The sequence below is a fragment of the Enterococcus sp. 9D6_DIV0238 genome (assembly GCF_002174455.2).
Lineage (GTDB): Bacteria > Bacillota > Bacilli > Lactobacillales > Enterococcaceae > Enterococcus_L > Enterococcus_L dunnyi.
The window spans coordinates 857,114-876,085 of record NZ_CP147246.1 but is presented as its reverse complement, the minus strand read 5'-3'; the positions used below and the strand labels follow the sequence as shown (position 1 = coordinate 876,085).

Below are 18,972 nucleotides of genomic sequence, written 5' to 3'. Positions count from 1 at the left end.
TTCTCTGTGATTCTCAGCAAAAGCGGAACAAATTGACTATTGAACTTCATATTCATAAATCATGCGTTATAAATATCGCAACCATTTTCCTATTATAAAACTTTTTTTTCTTTTGTCCAGTACCAAGAGAAAAAAGCACGAAACAAGAGTTTTTAGTCTTGTTTCGTGCTTTTTTAAGTTGTTGTAGCGATTATTTTGTGCCTAATTTTACCAAAGTGTATTGTTTTTTGCCTTTTCGAACAATGATGAATTTCCCATCGAATGATTGATCGGCTGTCACTTCAAAGTCTACCTCATGGATCCGATCACCGTTGATTGAAATGGCGCCATTTGTTACATCTTCACGTGCTTGGCGTTTTGAAGGTTCGATCCCTAATTCGATCAGCCAATCAACAATATTTTGATTGATAGCATCGGTTTCGACTGTCGGCATATTTTTGAATCCTTCTTCGATTTGTTTTGATGTTAAGTTTTTAACGTTACCAGAGAATAAGGCTTCTGAAATAGCTAACGCATCGTTTAAATCTTCTTCACTATGCACAAATTTTGTCATTTCCGCTGCTAATACACGTTGTGCTTCACGTAAATGCGGTTCTGTTTCTACTTTGACTTCTAGCGCTTCGATTTCTTCTTTTGTTAAGAAGGTAAAGAATTTTAGGTATTTGATGACATCACGGTCATCTTGATTGACCCAGAATTGGTAGAATTCGTAAGGTGTTGTTTTTTCTGGATCGAGCCAAACCGCACCGCCGGCCGTTTTCCCGAATTTTGTACCGTCTGCTTTTAGCATCAATGGAATCGTTAAACCAAAAGCTTTCGCATCTGCACCTTCTTTTTTACGAATCAAGTCTAATCCAGCAGTGATATTGCCCCATTGATCGGCACCACCGATTTGCATGCGTACATTATTATTTTGGAATAGGTGTAAAAAGTCCATTGATTGTAGGATTTGGTATGTGAACTCTGTAAATGAGATTCCTGTTTCTAAACGACTTGCTACGATATCTTTAGCAAGCATAGTGTTGATATTGAAAAACTTACCAAAATCTCTCAAGAAATCTAAAAGTGTTAAATTGTGCGTCCAGTCGTAGTTGTTTACCAAAGTCAATGTGTTGTCTGTATCAACGGCAAACAGTTTTTCCATTTGGCGTGTCAAAGAATCGACGTTGTGCTGAACAGTTTCCATTGTTTGTAATTGACGTTCTGTTGTTCGACCGCTTGGATCTCCGATCGTACCAGTAGCTCCACCGATCAAAATAAAAGGGTGGTGTCCAAAAGATTGGAATCTTTTTAGCATCATAAATGGAATCAAATGTCCGATATGCATACTGTCTCCTGTAGGGTCCACACCGCAATATAGTGAAATGCTGTTGGTTTCAACGTACTCACGTAAACCTTCGCTATCTGTTTGTTGGTTGATGGCGCCGCGCCATTCTAATTCATCAATAATGTTTGTCATGTTTCTTCATCCTTTCCTATATAAATAAAAAACGCCCCATAGGCTATTAGCCTATGGGACGAACTTCGCCGTGTTACCACCCAAATTGTATATGTAAAAACATATACCTCTCGAATCTGTATCGTAGATAGACGCCCACTTACGGTAGGAAACTAAAAGTGTAATTCACAAAAAATGTATATGCCAACTCTCACTAAATGCTGACTCTCTGAAATAGGGACATCTTTGCTACTTCGCTTTATCAAAGTTTGATATGTTATTTTGTGGTAATTCTACGACAAATCGGTCGACTTGTCAAATCCAACTTGTTTCCTTTTATTATTTTTAAATGAAAGGATTCTCATATTGGTATAAATTACTTTAATTTAGATTTTTTTAAAAGAACTAAAGCAAAAATCATTTGTGACAAATTTAATAAACGAGGTGACTAATTGCTTTTTTTGCTCAGAAACACTTTAACGTAGTAAAGCGCTGACGCGCCAAACAGAAGATAAAAATGTTAAATAACGAGCTTTTTTTTTAATTCTGCTCTTTTTGACTTGGGTCTCTATGGTACCTATACTTTGAATGTGATTTCACATGTGGGAACAAACAAATAAATTTAATCAGGAGGTCAAACATGAATAAGAAATTGTCATTATTTGGATTGATTGGAATTACCATGGCCTTTTTTGGAACAGTTCGTAGTGTTCCAACATTAGCTTCAACAGGCTGGGCACAGATTTTTTATATGCTGATCGCGGCTTGTTGTTTTGCATTACCGATTGCATTGATTTCAGCTGAATTGTCAACTGGCTGGCCGGAAGAAGGCGGTCCTCAAGTATGGGTGCGCAACGCATTCGGTGAAAAATGGGGCTTTGTTACATCATGGCTATTATGGGTTCAAATGTTCTTTGGGATGGTCATGGTTGCTTCGACCGTCGGTGTGTTGCTTGGCTATGTCATCGATCGTCCAGATTTAGGACATAACAATCTATTTATCTTCATTATGATTTTGCTTTCCTATTGGAGCATTACATTATTGAATTTAAAATTTGATATGGTCAAAATCGCTGGTGACTGGGGTGCTGTGATCGGTGTTTATATTCCATTCGTAGCCTTAGTTGTTTTAGGAATGATGTACATGGCAAAACACGGAATCAATCAAGACAGCTATTTAGGTCATTTCGAAGCTGCAAAACTATTACCGGATTTTAGTGATTTAGGAAGTCTGCCAACATTGACAGGGATCATTTTTATTTTTGCTGGTGTTGAGATTTCATCAGTTCATGCTAACAATATCGATAACCCTAAACGGAATTACCCTATCGCAGTTATTGCATCTGTTTTATTGCTTGTGGTGTTTAATTTAGTTGCTGGCTTAAGTGTTGCTGACAGCGTACCAGCTGGTCAAATGGAATTAGCCAATATTACACAACCATTCGTGATCATGACAGAAGATCTGGGAATTCCTGCTATTTTTAATAATATTGTTTCATTGATGATTTTGATCGGTGTGTTAGTTCAATTGAGTGCCTGGGTGTTAGGTCCAAGTAAATCAATGATCAAAGTGGCAGATGAAGGGAACTTACCGCCATTTTTCCAAAAACGTAACGCAAAAGGAATTCCAATCACTTTCGTGATGATCCAAGCGATCGTTATTTCTCTTGTTTCATTCTTATATGTTGTCGTACCAGATATAAGTGAAGCATTTTTGATTATTACAATTACCACAACGATTTTATATTGCGTCGTTTATCTATTGATTTCTTTATCCGCAGTTAAACTGCGTTACAGCATGCCGTCTGTTGAGCGTCCGTTTAGATTAGGAAGTAAAGGCAATGGTTTGATGTGGGCTGTGGCTTCATTGGCAGTCGTGAGTGTGATCGTTACAATGTTGGTCAGTTTGATACCACCAACCTCTGTTCCCCAAAGCGGTCATGTTGCATACGTGATTTTCCAAGTTGCTGCCACATTGATCATGATCGGCATTGCTTTGCTCATTTATAAAAGAAAAAAACCAGAATGGAAAAAAACGAAGTAAACAGCATAAACAGTTTATCAAGAGGCTGATTAGTCTGACTTATTTTGAAACTATTGGAGGAAATATTCATGAAAAATTTCAATACAGATGATACAAATTTAAAAGCACTATTTATCGGTGACAAAGGTGAAAACGTTGATCTATTCAAAGAATTATTGAATAAAATGATCGATGAGCACATCGGCTGGAGACAAAACTACATGCCGCAAGATATGCCTGTCATCACTCCCCAAGATAGAAGCTCTAAAAGCTTCCAAGAAACAGCAGACAACATGCGGACTGTCTTCAATACCTTGTCTTCACGTTTACGTACAGAATCATTACCATGGCATTCAGCAGGTCGTTTCTGGGGGCATATGAACGCTGAAACATTAATGCCTTCGATTATCGCCTATTCAGCAGCGATGCTTTGGAATGGAAATAATGTAGCGTATGAATCTTCACCAGCAACTTCACAAATGGAAGAAGAAGTTGGAATGGAATTTGCCAGCTTGATGAGCTATCAAAACGGCTGGGGACATATCGCAGCAGATGGTTCGATCGCAAACTTAGAAGGTTTATGGTATGCCCGCAATATGAAATCATTGCCATTTGGGATCCAAGCTGTGGCACCAGAAATGGTCGCTGGAAAAACAGATTGGGAATTATTGAATATGCCAACGACTGAAGTACTGGATATCTTAGATAAACTCCAAGACAAAATGGATGACATCAAAGCTCATTCAGCTCGTAGCGGTAAAAATTTAGACAAATTAGGAAAATGGATCGTCCCTCAAACGAAACACTATTCTTGGTTGAAAGCAGCTGACATCATCGGTATTGGTTTAGATCAAGTAATTGCTGGAGAAGTGAACAGTGAATATCGTATGGACATCGAAAAACTAGAAGCGCAAATTCGTGACCTAGCAGCGCAAGGAATCCCAACACTAGGCGTAGTAGGCGTAGTTGGTTCCACAGAAGAAGGACAAGTTGACCGTATCGATCAAATCATTGCGTTACGTGAGAAGTTAGCCCAAGAAGGAATCTACTTCTATGTCCACGTAGATGCAGCTTATGGCGGTTATGGTCGTTCGATTTTCTTAGATGAAAATGATCAATTTATCGAATGGGACAAAATTGATGAAGTGTACGCCAAACATAATATATTCCAAGAAAAGAATGATTGGTTGACACAAGATATCTATGATTCTTTCAAAGCGATCGAACAAGCAGAATCTGTAACGATCGATCCGCATAAAATGGGCTATATTCCTTATTCAGCTGGTGGTGTTGTGATCAAAGATATCCGCATGCGTGACGTGATTTCTTACTTTGCCACATATGTCTTTGAAAAAGGAGCAGATATCCCAGCGTTGCTTGGTGCTTATATTTTAGAAGGATCAAAAGCTGGTGCAACTGCTGCTGCTGTTTGGACTGCACATAAAGTATTGCCGTTAAACGTAACGGGTTACGGTAAATTGATGGGTGCAAGTATTGAAGGTGCGTATCATTTCTATCATTTTATCGATGGCTTAGAGTTCCAAGTTGGCGATAAAACAATTGAGATCCATGCCCTAACAAAACCAGACTTTAATATGGTGGATTATGTCTTCAATGAAAAAGGCAATACAGATCTTGTGAAAATGAATAAATTGAACCACGATTTCTATGATTACGCTTCTTATGCTAAAGGCGGATTATACAATAATGAATTTATTACGTCACATACTGATTTTGCGATCGAAGAATATGGCAACAGCCCGTTTGAATTTGTGAACGGCCTAGGCTTCTCTCGTGCTGAATGGGAACGCGCAGATAAAGTAACGATTTTACGCGCCGCTGCAATGTCACCATATATGAATGATAAAGAAACGTTTGATGAATATGCAGTAAAAATCAAACAAGCGATCCAAGAAAAATTAGAAGCGATCTACGCAGAATAGTCGTTTATCAAAGAAAGTCTGCGGCGAATTTTTGCCGCAGGCATTTCTTGTTTTGTCAGCTGGAAGGACTTTATAAGATGTGAGGAATGTATATGAAAAAATATCGGGTAAATTTTAATGAAGCAGCGTTTCTTTTGATCACACTGGTTGTAATGATCGGAGTTAGTATTATTGGTTTTAATATTCCTGCCCATGTCGCTTTGTTGCTTGCAATTGGTTATTTGATGGTGTTTGCTGTTTATAAGAAATTTTCTTGGGATTTTATTCATGAGGCGCTTGTTGAAGGAGTATCATCTGGTATTATTCCAATCGTGATTTTTATTTTGATCGGTGCTTTGATCAGCGTGTGGATCGCAGGAGGAACGATTCCAACGATCATGGTTTTAGGTTTTTCTTTTCTGTCTGTGAAGTATTTTGTGCCGACGGTCTTTTTCGTTTGCGGTATCGTAGGCGGAGCTGTGGGCAGTTCGTTCACGACGGTTTCAACGATCGGCATTGCTTTTCTAGGGATGGGCAGTTTGATCGGTGTTGATCCAGCGTTGACAGCAGGGGCGATTGTTTCGGGTGCTTTTTTAGGGAATTCGATTTCACCACTTTCAGATACGGTGAATCTAGCGGCAGCTATCGCTGAAGTAGATTTATTTGATCATTTAAAAAATACATACAAAACAGCACTACCAGCGGCTGTGATATCTGCCATTTATTTTTTTGTGACAGGTTTACGCTATGATGGTGCTCTGGATAGTCATAGTATTCATGAAATCGTCAGTACATTGAATGAACATTTCAACATTTCTGTTGTTTCACTGATTCCATTAGCTTTGCTCTTTATTTGTGCCTGGAAAAAAATTCCAGCGATTCCTACCTTATTAGCAAGTATCGGAACATCATTATTGCTGATGTTTTTTACAACGCCGCATGTATCTTTAGTTGAAACAGCTATGATGCTGCAAAATGGTTTTGTTTCTGAGACGGGAAATATTCAGGTGGATGAATTGTTGACCCGAGGAGGGATCCAGAGCATGATGTGGTCGGTTTCACTGATCATTTTAGCGTTATCATTAGGTGGATTATTAGTGAAAATGGAAATCATCGATTGTTTGCTGCAGCGGTTTGAAAAAGCCATCGATTCTCGCCGAAAACTGATATTGATTACAATGTTGAGTTCTATTGGAATCAATGTATTGATCGGTGAGCAGTATCTATCGATCATTTTACCAGGAAAGTCGTTTATCAATAAATTTAAAGAAAAGAAGGTTCCTCTTACATCGCTATCAAGAGGTTTGAATGATGCTGGCTCTGTAGTAAATCCGTTGATTCCATGGGGGGTAAGTGGTGTTTTTATTTCAGGAACATTAGGCATTTCGACGATCGAGTATTTACCTTATGCTGTTTTCTGTTATTTACTTCCAATTTTATCCTGCTTTATTGCGTTAAACAGTAAGAGTCAGAAAAAGTAATTAAAAAGAGACCAAACAAAACGGATTTTTAGTTTTGTTTTGGTCTCTTTTACGTCGATCATTACTTAAATCTAAGTACTTTTTATCAGTTATTCACCAAATGTTTTAAGTCCGGCCTCATATAAATAATCATCGATTTCTAAAATCGTCAGTCGATGTGAGAGACCGTAGATGACCACCGCATCCCAAGGATGTTTGGGGTAGAGCTGAGCATGACCAGTTTTTTTCAATAATTCATTGGTTTCTTCTAGTGTTAAGGAGAAACCGATCGCTAAAGCGATCATTTTTTCTCTAGAAGGATTTCGTTTGCCATCAAAGTACTGGTAGCCTGTAGCTTCAGTGATCCCTGCTTTTTTTAAGACGGCACTTTTTGTCGTTTGTTTGACCTCAAGCCATTGGTTTAGAAATTTTTTAGCTGTTTGATCGATCGTGTGTGGTGATGTTTTTGCAAGAGCCGTTTGAAAACTTTCTGCTTGCTTTAACGAATGAAGCAGTTTTTCTGTATCTATTTCCTGCATGATGTGAGTCTCCCAGTTCTTAAAATCTTTTTCTTTATTATACCTCGATTTCGGCAAAGTGAGAACGCATTTAGAAGATTTCTTTGCTATAATGAAACAAGCAAACAAATAATGGAGAATGATGATGGAAAATGTAACAGAAGAACGAGTTAGTTTATATAAAGAAATCGAGCCTTTGACAGACAAGCCCAATGGTCCTGTTCTGGTCAGAAATAGGGAAACAAAAGAATTCTTTGTCAAAAAATGCTATCCGCTGTTTCTAAAAGAAAATTTGCTCACCCTTCAGGCACTTGATCATACCCATTTACCAAAAATCCAAGAAGTATTGGTTGAAGATGGGAAGCTTTTTTTATATGAGGAATTTATTCATGGCAAGACGTTGACGCAAATCATCCAGCGGTCTGAAATGATCGAAATAGAAGCACTCTTAAAAATGACATTGGAATTGCTGGATGCGCTAATTGCCTTACATAGCAAAGGGATCATCCATCGCGATGTCAAGCCAGGAAATATCATGATGACGAATGATGGTGTACTGAAATTGATCGACTTCGATGCGGTTCGGACTTTTGACGGCGGAAAAGAAACGGATACTGTCCAGTTGGGAACAGTTGGTTTCGCCTCTCCAGAGCAGTTCGGTTTTGCCGAATCAGATAGGCGCAGTGATCTATATTCTGTAGGGGTTGTGATGAATGTTTGCGCTACGAAAAAATATCCGAAAGAGCACCTAAGCACGAATAAATTTATACGGCCATTGATTCTAAAAGCAACTAAGCTAGATCCTAACGATCGCTATCAATCAGCCTTAGAAATGAAGTGGGAAGTTGAAGAACAGTGGAAAAAACTGAAATTCAATCAGTTATCGGATGAAAAAGTAGAAAATAAAGCGAGTCAGGAAGATCGCATAAGAGAAATCCTTGCAAAAAATGCGGCGAACAAAGAGCAGCAACAAAATAACCCACAGAAAGTTGCCGAAACATATCCTTCTTCTATAGTAAGAAAATATGTGCCGGGATTTCGAACGGATATTGTATGGAAAAAAGTGATTGCGGTGATTTATTATTTATTCATTGGACTAGGTTTACCGTTAGATATTAGTAGAAATGGAAGTTCTACTGGTCGATCAGCGCTAGTAGTTGAAGATCTGCTCTATTTTGTTCTTCCTGTATTTTTATTTACTAATTTTATGGATTTTCATAGTAAACTTCCTTTATTAAAGTCAAAAAAACGCATAGTTAGAATTTTTGGCTATATCTTACTGGGGCTTTTTTGGCTTGCACTTTGTTCACTGCTTCGTGGTGAACAGCGAGTACCATAAAATAATTATTTCTAACTATGCTCAAGGCATAAGATTTTCCTTTGGCTATTCTGTATGATCAAGATGTATCAACGGACTAAATAACAAAGGAGACAAAAAGCATGAACATGAAGAAAATCGTTTTGATAGGTATTGGTGTATTAGTTGTGGGTGGAGTGTTAGTCAATATGGGGTCTGATGAAAAAAAAGAGACGCCTGCAAAAAAAGAAGAAACGACAAGTACGGTTGTCAAAAACAAAGAGTCAGAAGCGCCTGCAGTGACAGATGCTGGTGATTTAGGTGATTATCACGTAGCGATCAAGGAATTTACTTTTGCTAAAGATTACAGTGGCGCAGATGTTGGTGTCGTGGAGTATGAATTTACGAATAATAGCGATACAAATGCAATGTTTTTGACCTCGATCACGACGAAAGCTTTCCAAAATGGCGCAGCATTGCAATTGGCAATCATGGCTGAAGAGGGATATGTAGATTCCATGACAGAAATTCAGCCGGGAGCAACATTGAATTTAAAAGTACCTTATAAGTTAAGTGATTTAAGTGCGCCTGTTTCTGTAGAGGCAACGAAATTATTCAGTAATAAAGAAAAGTTGTCTAAAGAGTTTATTTTACAATAAAAAGGGTGGTTCAGCTAGCGTTCTTGAAAAGGAACAGTCTAGTTTTCGCTTCAGAGGAAGCAAAGGGATCGATTTTCCTTATATATGGCAGTGTATTGGGATATTGGACAGGTAGCTGAAACAAGCTAGTTATTTAGTCCGAAATCAATTAGTCTTTGCTTCCTGACTGATTTTCCAAGTACAAAAACCTGCTAAAGCCACAAAAGAGGTTGAGACAGAAGTGTCTAATCCCGAGAAATAAGAAAGAATTCACGAAAATTGTTTTCTAAATTTTTGTGAATTCTTTCTTATTTCCGAAGGGATTGCTTCTGATCTCACCGTTTATCCGGATTCCAGGTGTCTAGGATTTGACTCACAGAGTTTTGTCCCAGACCCTTTTTATATAGAATCGTCTAGTTGTTCGTTCGCTGAATGGATCGGTTTGACCTTTAAGATATCTAAAAAGAAAGTAAAAATCGGAATACCAACAATCAGTCCCCAAACACCAAAAAGCCGTTCACTGATCAATAAGATGACAAATGTATAAAAAATCGGCAAATCAGTTTTACTGGACATGAATTTTGGATTCAAGACATAAGATTCAAATAGATGGACGATAAGAATGACGGCTAAAATATAAATCACATCATTGATCCCGCCTTGAGAATAGGCGATAAAGCTCAAGGGAATACAAGAAACGATCACACCTGCTACAGGAATCAGACTTAAAATAAAGATCATGATCGCCAGACTAGGAAGCTGAGAAAATCCGATCAATGCCAAACAAATCGTCGTAATGACAGTATTGACGACGGCAATAAAGAATTGAGCTTCCATTACGACACCAAAGGTATTGACGAACTTATCTGCAAAATAGTAAATGTCCTGAAAGAACCAATCAAAATCACTTTTAAGAAATAATTTAGAAAAATCAGCCATCTGTTTTTTTTCGATCATGAAAAAGAAACTTAAGATAAAAGAAAGAACGACGGACAGCCCAAGTGAACCAATATCTTGAACATAACGTAAGAGCATACTAGCACCATTTTGGATCTGTGCAGTAAGGTTTGACTTTTCCAGATAATCATCGATGATCATAAGCAACTGATTATCATTATTATCAGGATTTTGATAAAAATGAACAACAGAATTGTACATTTGAACCGTTTGTTTCGCTAAGATTGGCACATAGTTGGTTATTATCAGATAAACGAAAAAAACAATCAAAGAATAGATGATCAAAACCAGAATAAGCGATGGTATTTTAAGAAAATGCTGTATACATTTCACTAGGTGAAGCGCTAAAAAAGTAAAAATAAATGTCAACAAAATCATTGTGATCATACTTCTAGCTAAAAATAAAATAAAAATAACGACTGCTAAAACAAAAAAACGTCTTAAACGGATATTTTGAACAAATTTTTCATAAAAAGACACACACTTCACTCCTTAAGCAACTACTTTGTAAGATAACTATAAAGCTTTTTTTCTTTTTAAGATAGCAATTTTATCGATAATTTGAAAAAAATAATAAGGTTAGTAAATTTAAAGAATCGTTCCCCTTTACAAAAAGAACGTACGTTCGTATAATTGGTTTGGTAGTACAATTTAAATAGGAGAAGGAAGCCGTCATGCAGTCAATGGATATTTTAAAAAGAGAATTTGCCCATTTTGAACGATGTGATTACGAAGAACAGAATGAGGAATATGAAGGAGCAGTATTTACTATTAGTGAGCCAAATATCAGGATCAGAAGTAGATTAGGTAAAAAGACGCCTAAGAAAACTGGGTATTTTGTTGCCTTTTGGGAAAAGGATGAAACACAAAAAAACAGACCTTTTCAAGCTAAAAATAGCCCAGAAAAATTAGTGATCGTCATACGTGATTCTAATAAAAAAGGACTATTTATCATCCCTAAAGATGCGGCAGTTGAAAAGCAAATTTTATCAACGAAAGATCAGGTTGGAAAGATGGCTATGCGGTTTTATCCGCCTTGGTGTTCAGGATTAAATCGAACAGCTCAGAGTACACAAAAATGGCAATTGAATTATTTTAAAGACTATTCAGACACTGACTTATAGAAAAAAGGTAAAGGAAAAACAAAAATGCAGCCGATTATTTACTAAAAGGAATCAGTCAACTAAAGAGGATGAGCTGAAACAAGGAGTGGATCATAATGTTTTTTGAGTATGAAAGAGAACCTCGAAGAACGATTTTTTGTATAGATGTCAAGTCATTTTATGCTTCTGTGGAATGTGTTGCGCGTGGGTATGATCCTCTTGAAAAAATGCTCGTAGTGATGAGTCATGCTGAAAATTCTGGGGGCTTAGTACTAGCTTCTTCTCCAAAAGCGAAAGAGGTCTTGGGAATTACAAACGTAACGAGAAAATACGATGTTCCCAATCATCCTGCGCTTGAAATTGTTCCTCCTAGAATGAATGAATACATCAAGGAAAATATGAAAATCAATGAGATTTATTCTGAATATGTAGCAGATGAAGATTTGCATATCTACTCGATCGACGAATCTTTTTTAGATGTAACTGCCAGTTGGAAATTATTTGGCCAATCGCCGGTCGAATTAGCAAGAGCCATTCAAAAACGAGTCAAAAAAGAAACCGGGCTTTACATCACGATCGGAATTGGAGATAATCCGTTGTTGGCCAAATTGGCCATGGATATCGAAGCGAAACATACTAATGAGCGGTTAGCTGAATGGCATTATGAAGATGTTCGTAAAAAAGTTTGGACAATCGAACCAATAACAGAAATGTGGGGAATAGGTCATCGACTGGAAAAACGCTTGAATAATTTGGGTATTCGTTCAGTCTATGAGCTTGCTCACACAGATATCAATAAGCTAAAAAGGAATTTGGGGATCATTGGTGAACAGCTTTACGCGCATGCGCATGGAATCGACCGCAGTCGCCTCTCTGAAAAATACATACCAGAAGAACGATCATTTAATAATTCTCAAATTTTGATGCGGGATTACTTGAAACAGGAAGAAATCGAGGTGGTGATTCGTGAAATGGCCGATCAAGTTGCAGCGAGGCTTAGAAAAGCACATTGCCAAACTGAATGTGTCCATCTATCTGTCGGTGCCTCTAGAGGAACCAGGCAGCCTCATACTGGATTCTCTAGACAAATGAAAGTACCATTGACCAATAGTAGTAAGCTTTTGACTGAATACTGTTTGATGCTTTTTAGACAGTATTGGAGAGGTGAGGAAATCCGACATATTGGAATCACTTATTCCAAACTAAACTACAATACTTATGTTCAACTGGATTTATTTCACGAACCAACAGAGCAGTTAAAAGAGTTGGAGCTGGATCATGTGATCGATGATATCCGTCAACGCTTTGGCTATGTTTCTTTAGTTCATGCAAGTTCAATGACAAAAGGTGGTACAGCAATTTCTAGAGCGTCATTGGTTGGCGGTCACGCTGGAGGATTGGAGGGATTAGAATGAGCAAGGAAAGAGATTACTATTTTGAACAATACCAAGATCGAAAAATGAAGAAGTGGGCAGGCTTTTATTTATCTGAGCACACAGCAATTATTGCTAAAGAACAAAACAAACGACCACCCGAACAAAAAGTACAAATGAGCTGGATCGAAATTGATGCTGTATTAGCTAAAGCTTTTCAAGAGCAGCTTCTTGTGGCTATTCAAAAAGAAGAATTAGACAGTGAAGGAAACTATGGTGAAGACATTAAAGGGTTGATAAAAGGACATGACGAGTTAGGCATCTACATTTCTGATCAAAAAGTTGGATACGATGAAATCAGGCATGTAGATATCAGTTGAAAACGCGAGCGAATAAACACAAGAAAAAAGCAGCTCCTTCTGATTCTCGGAGCTGCTTTTTTCTTTAGCCTTGTTTTAGTCTAGTTTTTAAGAAACAGGACCTACATAAAAATAATCAAATAGAGTCAATGCGATCATCGCCAATACAATCAATCCGCAAATAATCATATGCCGACGTTTTCTCATGACAACGATTGCGATAAATTCTCGTAAAAAGGCATTAGGTAAAAAATAGAAAGCTGTTTTAGCGCCGACACCATTCGCATTTAGGTTAGCCATTTTAGCAAACATACCTGCACGGAATAAATGAAAATTATTCGTTGTAAAAATCGCTCGATAGGCAGTCGAACCGACAGACTGCTCGATGATTTCTTTAGAAAATTTCATATTTTCCAAAGTATTTTTAGAATTTGCTTCAACGAGAATATCTTGTTCTGGTATTCCTTTTTCTAAAGCATAAGCCTTCATGGCAGCTCCTTCAGCCAAATGCTCATCATCTCCTTTTCCACCAGACATGATGATTTTAGGTGCTCGTTGTGTTGCTGCCTTTTGAGCTTGGTAAAATTGAATCGCTTTATTGATCCGATTTCCTAAAAGAGGAGGCACTGTTTTCCCATCGATCAAACCAGAACCAAGTACGATGATAAAATCTTGATTATACCTAGGTTGATTAAATTGATAGATGACCGAAATCGTTAAAAAGTTGTAAAAAACAACTGAAAAATAGAGCAATATAGCTGGAAAAATACCAAATAAAGTCAATGCCCATTGCGGTAAAATACTAGTAGAATAATAACTAAAAATCAAAAGAGCAGTCAAACCAATAGCTAAAAGTAGCGTCAATAAGTTAGCGAATGAATGACCTTCTTTTCTTAAAACAACAATCGCATTCCAATACAAAAAAACAAGTAACGCATATAGACCAATCAGTAACAATAAAAGCAAAAAGATGCCTGTAGCTCCCGCCATCACTACTAATAAAGGATTAACTGTTCGGACTACTAAAAAGCCCAGATAACTCATGCCTACTGCCAAAAATAGATTGAACAGCAAGCCATTGACCAATCGTCTTTTTTCTCTAAAGTAACTAACCAAAAAAATGGTAAGAAATAGAGAGGGAATCAAAAAGAAGTAAGAAGGTAGTCGAATTTCTAAAAATATGACATAACAGATAAAGCAGATTGAAAACCAAAGGACTTCAAAAAACTTCCAGTCTTTGTCTACTTTGTTTTTGCGCCATTTTGGAATAATGAATGCACCAATCAAATAAATCAGGCCAAGTATGATCGTAAAATAAGTCCCCATAATAAAAACTCCTTTAATAACTGATATCTTCTTTAGTATAACGAAAATCAGGTAAAAACAATACTAAAAAACGTTGAATCCGCTGCATAAAGAAACTGATCCAACGTTTTAGCGATAAAAATAGTTTTTATTGTGGTGGACGGACAGGAAGAATGATCAAAAAAGTTGTTCCTTGATTTGTTTCTGACTGAACATCCAAGTACCATTCATATTTGGCGATGATAGAAGCTACTGCGAATAAACCAAGACCTGTTCCTTCATCAGCAGATTTTGTCGTGAAGAACGGTTCGAAGATTTTTTCTCTAATGTCAGAAGGAATTCCTGGACCATTATCAGTAATTTCCAGAGTGACAAAATGTTCTTCTGATTGAATTCGTATATTGTCTTTCTTGATTTCTTCTGCAACTTCTTTAGATGTTGGAGCAACAGTGACCTGGATTTTAGGGATCGTTGACTGCTCTTTGGTCGCTTGGTATGCATTTGTGATCAAGTTATAGATCAGATTTTGGACATCGATTTCTTCAAATTTAGCTGTACCAAGATTTTCTTGAATCGAGATCGATAATTGAACATTTTTAGGGATGATCTCTTTGATCAAATGTGTCGCAACACCGATCGCAGCAGAAACATCCAGCCACTCTTGTACGCTTTGTTGTGTTTTAGAAAAGCGCAGGACATTGGCCGACAATTGTTGGCCTTTTTGTGCAGAATGGAGAATATCTTCTAAATCTTCTTCTAGTACTGGATCATCAGAATATTCTTCTAAAAGTAGTTGCGTATTTCCAATGATCGGTGTCAAGAAATTATTCATGTCATGAACAATAGAAGTCGTCAGTAAACCGACTGTTTCCATCTTATTCCGCTGATAAAGCTCTAATTCTAATTGATGCTGTAATTTTTGTTGCTGCTGCTTTTCGATCAGCTGTTTGTTTTCTTCTTCGATGCGTTCTTTTTTTCTAAAATTATGAATAAATAGAGAAAAGATACCCACAAGTAAAAGCAGGACGACTAAAAGCAAGGAGAGCATGATGACAAAATTGATGATATCATCGTTTCGTTCATTATAATCAGCATTGATTGCGACGACCCAATGAGCTAAGCCGACATCGATCCACTCAAATGCGCTGATTTTCAAAACTTCTTTAGGAACGTCTTCATCCCACCAATAAGATTTATAGGTCAATTTTCCAGAAGAATGACTTAGTTGGTATTTTTCTAATTTTTTTAAGTCAGAGTAGTCTAGATCAGGATAAATTTTTTCACGGTCTGTGACGATATCCAAACCGACCTGCTCGGCAACAGGATGCATAACGACTGTCATCGACTGATCTTTGATCATCGGATAACCTTTGTAATCTAGTTCAAAATCTTGTAGAAAATTCTGATAGAACGTTTGTAAATGCAGCGGTAAAATCAGATAGCCGTCGATTTTGTCATCTGCTGTTTTAATTTCCTGATAAAAATTAAGATACGCTTTTTTATCAATAAAATAAGAAGCACTATTTTGCGCTGTTGGCTTATCTAACAACTGTCTCAGAGATAAATCATGATTGATATAAGGTTGAATAGTTTGAGTATCTGCGATCGTTACAGTCTTTTTTTCTGAGTCCCAATGAAAGGCGTAAATCGGTGTTCCGTTAGGATCAATGTAAAAAAGAGCATCAGCTTCTCCGTTCAATGAATCGAAAAAAGTCGTTAGGGTGGATTGGCTGTTTTTTAAATAGGCGGCAGGATCATCACTATTTTTTAAATTTCCGTCAATAGCCAAATAGTTCAATGCTTGATGACGGTTTTTCATAGAAAGCTGGATCACTTTGCCGACATACTCAGTTGATTGTAAAAGAAAATCTTGACCGCTAGCAGTCGTTGTTTTACGAATGACTGAGAAGCCGCGGATCGCAAAAAATACGGAGACGATGATAAAAAGCGTCATTGCTATGATCATAAGGTTCACGATCTTATTTGTACGTTTCATTTGGATAACTCCTTTCATAGTATGTTCATATCATAACAAGTTCAAGTTGAAATTTGAAGACAATTCGGCTATTGTATAGGTATGTAAAATGGACAATGGGGTGTATATCGTGCGAAACGAAAAAATCTTAGTGGTCGATGATGATCCGGCAATTCGCCGTTTGATCTGGAAATCACTACAGTCGACGGGATTACTGGTTTATCAAAGTGATACGATCGAAAAAACTATCGAGATCATGAAGCGGGTCGATTTCCAGTTGTTTCTTTTAGATGTTAGTTTGGAGCACGAAAATGATGGCTATCATTTAGCTCAATTGATTCGAGAGCATCAACCGTTGACACCGATCATTTTTGTCAGCGGGAAGAAAAGCGAACAAGATATTATCAGCGGCTTAGAATCTGGAGGCGATGTCTACCTTTCAAAGCCGTTTGCACCAAATGTGTTGAGAGCTCAAGTTATTAGCACATTGAATCGAACGGAGCAATTACTGACGCTAAGAGAACATAGTGAAGAAGCAACGTTGACGGAAGGTATTTTTTCCTTCAATAAACATCAATATCAATTTAGTAAAAATGGTGAAGTAGTCAATATGACCTCTAAGGAGATCATGATGATTTTGTTCTTTATGGAAAATCCCCAGCAAGTGTTCAGTAAGGAGCAGATCTATGCTAATGTATGGAATGATGGTGAAATCGATAAGAACTTGATCACGGTGTATATTAACTATTTACGCAATAAAATTGAAGATGATCCTAAAAAGCCGAAGTATCTTCAAACTGTGTGGGGTATCGGTTATCTGTTCAATCCAGAAGGAAAAGAGGCTGAGACAAAAGCTTTTGACTCTTGAGAATAAAGCAGCATTCACAAAAGTGATTCGTTCATTTTTGTGAATGCTGCTTTATTTTTTAGTGTCTGCCTTTTTCTTAGCCTCTAATTAACGTTTAAACAAGTCCTTCCAGCTGACCGAAAAAGTAGCTTAATGCAAGTAAATCAGCAGAGCCTCCCGGACTCAGATGATCACGGATCAATGCTTGATCAAAGGCGACCAGCTTACGCTCCAATTCATCAATAGAAGAGTCTTCTGAAAGAGATCGTGCCTGTTGTGCTGCCATTTTTTTGACCTGCTGCCAGGCATCGATCCCTCCGCGGTTGATCAAGTTAGAATCCTCGACACTTGCCATTAAAGACAGGAGTAAAAACAGAAATGTTTTTCTATCATTTAGCGACTGTCTTTGTCTCAAGAAGGGCAAAGCAGTTTCCTGAAGTGAAGGATAGCCAGCAGCCGCTTCGCCTCTTATACCGGTAAAACCATGATCGAGGTATAATTTTTCACCATTCGTCAGTTCCTTTTTCTTTGTTAGGTTTGAAAAATCTTGAGCAACAAGTTTATTTGTCATTTGTTTCGTATAGTCAAAAATAGCTTTGGTATCAGCTTCGGAAAAAGGGAGCGACAGTTGTTCCTTTTGAAGCAGCTTTCCAATACTGGCTAAAATCAATGCGAAAGAAAAATTAGCTCCTTTATGAGTATTGACTCCTTCGGTTTTTTTGAGCATCTCTTTTTCGGCCAACTGACCGGTTGAACGAACCTTTTGAAACAAAGCTTCAGGTGTTCCATGATGTGCTAGACCTAGTTCAAGATAATCAGTGAAAAAGGGTGCCAGAGCTCGGCTGCTGTCAAGAAAAGTTCCGTAATCCATATCCTTATGAGCCCCAGAACTGATAGGATCAACTAGGCCAGGTTTAGGATATAAAGCAGCTTCAAAAAGCAAAGACTGTAAAGCAAAATTACTAATTTTTTTAAGGAGTTCCTGCTTAGTTATCTGAGTCATTTAAATGTTTTTCCATTTCTTTGATGATAAAGGACTGTGAATAGGTTAGGTGCTCCGTAATTAGCAATTCCAACTGCTCTTTTTCTTGATTCAGCATACAATAGTAAATCAGCCAATGTTCTTTCAAAGCTTTATCCCGACGTTCTTTTGAGCGAATAGAGATATCGCGGAAATAGATCAAATATTCTCTAAGTTTCATTACGATCGATTTGAGTCGGCGCATTTGGCTTTTTTCATAGATCAATTCATTGAAGTCTGAAAATTTTTGCAGCACTTGATCGATTTCATTTGCTTCATTCAACCGTTCAGTTTCCTCTAACAATTCTCTCAACTCTTCAAAGTCCGCTTCATTCATTTCATTCATCGCAGTCAAGGTAGCTAATACATCTAATGATTTTCTGATGGCATAAATTTCATGTGCATCATTGATAGATATTCCTTTAACGATGATACCAACACCGGGAACATGATCGACTAAATCTTCTTCAACCAGTTTTTGCAGAGCATAGCGGATCGGTGTGCGGCTGATATTCATGACTTCTGAAAATTCTTTTTCGTTGATCCGCTGTCCAGCTTGAATTTCTCCTAAAATGATTGTTTTGCGAAATGCTTTGTAAACCAACTCTTTTAGCGGCTCATTAAGACTTAAATCTAGATTTTTTCCGACAGCCTCTGATATTGTACTCATTTTCCAGTACTCCTTTTGCTGATATAGTAGGAAAAATATACACTTCTTTTCCTTTAGATTCCTTAA

16 protein-coding genes and 1 other annotated feature are annotated in these 18,972 nt (G+C 37.5%); of the genes, 9 read left to right on the top strand and 7 right to left on the bottom strand.

Annotated elements, in window-relative coordinates:
* Window positions 1-190: 190 nt before the first annotated feature.
* Window positions 191-1,459, bottom strand: coding sequence for a tyrosine--tRNA ligase (tyrS, locus tag A5889_RS04130; protein ID WP_087641327.1), 1,269 nt, complete (start codon window positions 1,457-1,459; stop codon window positions 191-193).
* 51 nt (window positions 1,460-1,510) lie between these two features.
* Window positions 1,511-1,713, bottom strand: a binding site (T-box leader).
* Between the two features lie 365 nt (window positions 1,714-2,078).
* On the opposite strand from tyrS, the gene tyrP reads away from it, so the two are divergent.
* From tyrP to nhaC, 3 genes are all read left to right on the top strand, one after another.
* On the top strand, window positions 2,079-3,482 hold the full coding sequence (gene tyrP, locus A5889_RS04125; protein WP_087641328.1) for a tyrosine-tyramine antiporter: 1,404 nt from the start codon (window positions 2,079-2,081) through the stop codon (window positions 3,480-3,482).
* A 68-nt stretch (window positions 3,483-3,550) separates the two neighbouring features.
* A complete protein-coding gene (gene tdc / locus A5889_RS04120; protein WP_087641329.1) occupies window positions 3,551-5,404 on the top strand; it encodes a tyrosine decarboxylase in 1,854 nt (617 codons plus the stop codon).
* Window positions 5,405-5,490: 86 nt separating this feature from the next.
* Window positions 5,491-6,864: a Na+/H+ antiporter NhaC gene (nhaC, locus tag A5889_RS04115; protein WP_422389710.1), complete on the top strand. Its 1,374-nt coding sequence runs from the start codon at window positions 5,491-5,493 to the stop codon at window positions 6,862-6,864.
* Between the two features lie 89 nt (window positions 6,865-6,953).
* On the opposite strand, the gene A5889_RS04110 is transcribed toward nhaC, so the two are convergent.
* Window positions 6,954-7,382 (bottom strand): helix-turn-helix domain-containing protein, encoded by a 429-nt coding sequence (locus A5889_RS04110; protein ID WP_087641331.1) that lies wholly within the window; start codon window positions 7,380-7,382, stop codon window positions 6,954-6,956.
* Between the two features lie 124 nt (window positions 7,383-7,506).
* On the opposite strand from A5889_RS04110, the gene A5889_RS04105 reads away from it, so the two are divergent.
* Both A5889_RS04105 and A5889_RS04100 read left to right on the top strand, forming a co-directional pair.
* Window positions 7,507-8,700, top strand: a complete 1,194-nt coding sequence (locus A5889_RS04105) for a serine/threonine-protein kinase (RefSeq protein WP_087641332.1) — start codon at window positions 7,507-7,509, stop codon at window positions 8,698-8,700.
* 101 nt (window positions 8,701-8,801) lie between these two features.
* Complete coding sequence (locus A5889_RS04100) at window positions 8,802-9,317, top strand: DUF5067 domain-containing protein (protein WP_087641333.1); 516 nt, start codon at window positions 8,802-8,804, stop codon at window positions 9,315-9,317.
* Window positions 9,318-9,695: 378 nt separating this feature from the next.
* On the opposite strand, the gene A5889_RS04095 is transcribed toward A5889_RS04100, so the two are convergent.
* A complete protein-coding gene (locus A5889_RS04095) occupies window positions 9,696-10,733 on the bottom strand; it encodes an AI-2E family transporter (protein WP_087641334.1) in 1,038 nt (345 codons plus the stop codon).
* Window positions 10,734-10,927: 194 nt separating this feature from the next.
* On the opposite strand from A5889_RS04095, the gene A5889_RS04090 reads away from it, so the two are divergent.
* The 3 genes from A5889_RS04090 to A5889_RS04080 all read left to right on the top strand — a co-directional run bounded on the left by A5889_RS04090 (window position 10,928) and on the right by A5889_RS04080 (window position 13,109).
* A complete protein-coding gene (locus A5889_RS04090) occupies window positions 10,928-11,377 on the top strand; it encodes a MepB family protein (RefSeq protein ID WP_087641335.1) in 450 nt (149 codons plus the stop codon).
* Between the two features lie 95 nt (window positions 11,378-11,472).
* Window positions 11,473-12,771, top strand: a complete 1,299-nt coding sequence (locus A5889_RS04085; protein ID WP_087641336.1) for a Y-family DNA polymerase — start codon at window positions 11,473-11,475, stop codon at window positions 12,769-12,771.
* Window positions 12,768-13,109 carry a hypothetical protein gene (locus A5889_RS04080; RefSeq protein ID WP_087641337.1) on the top strand — a complete coding sequence of 114 codons (342 nt, stop codon included), beginning with the start codon at window positions 12,768-12,770 and terminating at the stop codon, window positions 13,107-13,109. Before A5889_RS04085 ends, A5889_RS04080 begins: the two co-directional genes overlap by 4 nt.
* 87 nt (window positions 13,110-13,196) lie before the next feature.
* Here A5889_RS04080 and A5889_RS04075 read toward each other — a convergent pair whose 3' ends face one another.
* Both A5889_RS04075 and A5889_RS04070 read right to left on the bottom strand, forming a co-directional pair.
* The gene (locus A5889_RS04075; RefSeq protein WP_087641338.1) at window positions 13,197-14,414 is read right to left on the bottom strand and encodes a YdcF family protein; all 1,218 of its coding nucleotides are present in this window, start codon (window positions 14,412-14,414) and stop codon (window positions 13,197-13,199) included.
* 127 nt (window positions 14,415-14,541) lie between these two features.
* Entirely contained in the window at window positions 14,542-16,389 is a 1,848-nt protein-coding gene (locus A5889_RS04070; RefSeq protein WP_087641339.1) for a sensor histidine kinase, read from the bottom strand.
* A 109-nt stretch (window positions 16,390-16,498) separates the two neighbouring features.
* On the opposite strand from A5889_RS04070, the gene A5889_RS04065 reads away from it, so the two are divergent.
* Window positions 16,499-17,236 carry a response regulator transcription factor gene (locus tag A5889_RS04065; RefSeq protein WP_087641340.1) on the top strand — a complete coding sequence of 246 codons (738 nt, stop codon included), beginning with the start codon at window positions 16,499-16,501 and terminating at the stop codon, window positions 17,234-17,236.
* Window positions 17,237-17,330: 94 nt separating this feature from the next.
* Here A5889_RS04065 and citG read toward each other — a convergent pair whose 3' ends face one another.
* Both citG and A5889_RS04055 read right to left on the bottom strand, forming a co-directional pair.
* Complete coding sequence (citG, locus tag A5889_RS04060; protein ID WP_087641341.1) at window positions 17,331-18,218, bottom strand: triphosphoribosyl-dephospho-CoA synthase CitG; 888 nt, start codon at window positions 18,216-18,218, stop codon at window positions 17,331-17,333.
* The gene (locus tag A5889_RS04055; RefSeq protein WP_087641342.1) at window positions 18,202-18,906 is read right to left on the bottom strand and encodes a GntR family transcriptional regulator; all 705 of its coding nucleotides are present in this window, start codon (window positions 18,904-18,906) and stop codon (window positions 18,202-18,204) included. Before A5889_RS04055 ends, citG begins: the two co-directional genes overlap by 17 nt.
* Between the last annotated feature and the right edge of the window lie 66 nt (window positions 18,907-18,972).